Here is a 2,126-nt window from a genome sequence, read left to right on the forward strand (position 1 = left end):
AGTAACAGCCCTCCGCGGGCCGGACCGGACACCTCGACATCCTGGCACCGCCCTTCTCGGGGCGGCGCTTGCGCACGCGTCCAGGTAAGAAGCCCGACCGAGCCGACCCGGTGCATGAAATGCGGAAGGCTCTGTGGCACAGAAAGCAGGGAAACATGGGAAGGCCAGAGACCCACATAGATCCATCCGAGGGTTCCCTACAGCGTCTCGCTTACGAGTTGAGAGCACTCAAGAGAGCAGCGGGGAACCCCTCGTACAGACAACTGGCCAGTCGCGCCAAGTACTCAGGTACCACGCTGTCAGAAGCCGCCCGCGGCATCAGTTTCCCCAGTCTTGCGGTGACGCTCGCCTACGTCGGCGCATGCGGCGGGGATACCGTGCACTGGCGTACGTACTGGCAGGAGACCAACACCGCTCTGCAAACCGCCGAGACCCGCGCCGCTTACGGCTCTTCGAAGCGGATCAGAGGGGTCAACGACGTAGCCGACGCTGCCTCGGTCACCTTGCGAGGGTCCGGCCAGCGGCGGCTCCTGGTTCGGTGCCTTCCCGCCGTCGCCGGACTCGTCGGCGTGGCAGGGGCTGCCGGTGTGGCCGGCCTGTCCGGCCACAGGCCGAAGGCGGCAACGCTCAGCGTGGTGGCCGGAACCTGCATGGTGTCGGGGTTCTGGCTCGGAAGGGTCATCCAGGATGTGTGACCAGACGGCTTCCGGCCCCATCGAGGCCCAAGCGCCTCGTAGGTCGGGGGCCCAGTGGACGAGGACCATGCTGCGTGACCTCGGGGCCTGGGCGGCCCGACGACCGCTGCGGCTTCCCGAGGGCGAGCGGCGTATCCCCCATTCCTCAAGCGCGCGGATGGCCATCCTGGCCTTCACTGTTACCGATGTACTCGTCGCGCTGATCATCGACGCGAAACTTCCACCAGTCGCCCGGGCGGTTCACATCGTATGGGTCCTGCTCTCCCTGACGTTGTCACTGGGTATCTGCGCGATGACGTCCCGGGCACCCCACCTGCTCGGCGACAGCTCGCTGCTTCTGCGTACCGGCCCCTTCCGCACGCTGACGATTCCCACGACAGCACTGGGCAGGGTGAGCGTCGCCCACCGGCACTTCCCCGGAAACGGACTGCGCCGCGTACCGGGCTCGGCCGAGGAGGTGGCATGCTCCGTCGGGGGGGGCGACCCACCTCGTCATCGAACTCAGACAGCCAGTGCTGCTGCACTTGCGCAAGGGGGAACCCGTGCTCGCGAAGCGGGTTTACACCGCCGCCGATGACCCGTCACAGGCGACGCGCCTGATCAGCCAGTCAATCAACAGGGATGTGCGGTCGTGACCGGCGGGCCTGTGAGCACTCTCGACCAGCTCCGTGAGGTACAGGGCATCCTCTCCCGTACCGGACTCGGACTTCTCGCCCATACGACCGATCTCCGTCGGCTTCCGGGCCGCAACCGCAACTGGATCTGCACCACGGAGAACGGAACACGCGTCTTCGTTAAGAAACTGGAGGGGCCGCGCGAGGCATCGGCGGCGAGGGTTCGCCAGTGCCTCTCCTTCGAGCGGTCGCTGGCAAGAGCTGGCTCCACCGCATTGGTCGCTCCTCGACTGCTCGGCGCCGATCCTGAAGCGGCCGTACTGGTCTTTTCGTGTGTGGACGAAACAAAGACCGCGGTGGAACTGATGCGCGAGGAGCAGCTCACCCACGACTTGGCGCACTCCCTCGGCCACACGGTCGCACTGCTGCACAACCTGCCGACCGACGACCTGCAGCCCGAACGGGCGACAAGCCCCCTGCTGCCTTCGGAGGAACTGCTGGAGGCGATACCTCTGGCCCTCTTTGAGTCGTCGTCGGCCGCGGAGCTGCAGGTGTGGGCCCTCCTGCAAAACGACGCCGACCTGGTTGCGGCGTTGCGTCAACTACTTCGCTGTGAAGGCGAAGCCGACACGGTGGCGGCCCACTGCGATCTGCGCCTGGACCAATTCCTGGTCGCCGACGACGGCACGATCTATCTCACCGACTTCGAGGAGTTCCGGGCCGGAGATGCTGCGCGCGACCTCGGCGGGGTCGTCGGGGACTTGCTATACCGCACCCTGTTGGACGCGGCGACCAGTGCCAGGGAATCGACTCAGGC

Annotated in this window: 2 protein-coding genes; both read left to right on the top strand. The window is 66.4% G+C overall.

Translation table 11 applies throughout. From position 1 onward, the window contains the following. The first annotated feature begins 338 nt into the window (after nt 1-338). The gene (locus ACZ4QV_RS42430; protein WP_467764563.1) at nt 339-695 is read left to right on the top strand and encodes a hypothetical protein; all 357 of its coding nucleotides are present in this window, start codon (nt 339-341) and stop codon (nt 693-695) included. Nucleotides 696-1,341: 646 nt separating this feature from the next. Then, nucleotides 1,342-2,126: phosphotransferase (locus ACZ4QV_RS42435; protein WP_467764564.1), on the top strand; the 785-nt coding region annotated here is incomplete at its 3' end.

Source organism: Streptomyces sp. NPDC026394 (assembly GCF_055567735.1).